Raw genomic sequence first — 306 nt, 5'->3', positions numbered from 1 at the left:
TTCGGCAGCTGAAGAAGCTCTACGGCGACGACTACGTGCTGCACACCGCCTCCTGGGCTGGCGCTATGACCGAGGCGCTGATCGACCGGCTTTCACGGTTTGGCTACAACGTCATCGTGGAGGGCACGCTGCGCACGGCGGACGTGCCCCTGAAAACCGCCCGTCTCCTGAAAGAGCGCAGCTATCGCGTATCGCTGGCCCTTATGGCCGTGAAGCCCGAGATATCGCTGCTCAGCTGCCAGTTGCGTGACGAGGAGATGCGCGTCGCAGGCACCACCCCCCGCTCCACCGATCCGGCCCACCATC

Annotated in this window: 1 protein-coding gene; it reads left to right on the top strand. The window is 64.7% G+C overall.

Features of this window, described 5'->3' with window-relative positions; all coding sequences use genetic code 11:
- Positions 1 to 306 (top strand): zeta toxin family protein (locus PZH32_RS12640; protein ID WP_275208598.1); only part of this gene is annotated, 306 nt, incomplete at both ends.

It is taken from the genome of Adlercreutzia equolifaciens, from assembly GCF_029076695.1.
GTDB classification, from domain to species: Bacteria; Actinomycetota; Coriobacteriia; order Coriobacteriales; family Eggerthellaceae; genus Adlercreutzia; species Adlercreutzia equolifaciens_A.
Note: the sequence above shows the minus strand (reverse complement) of the source record. Positions and strands in the feature narration are given on the sequence as shown.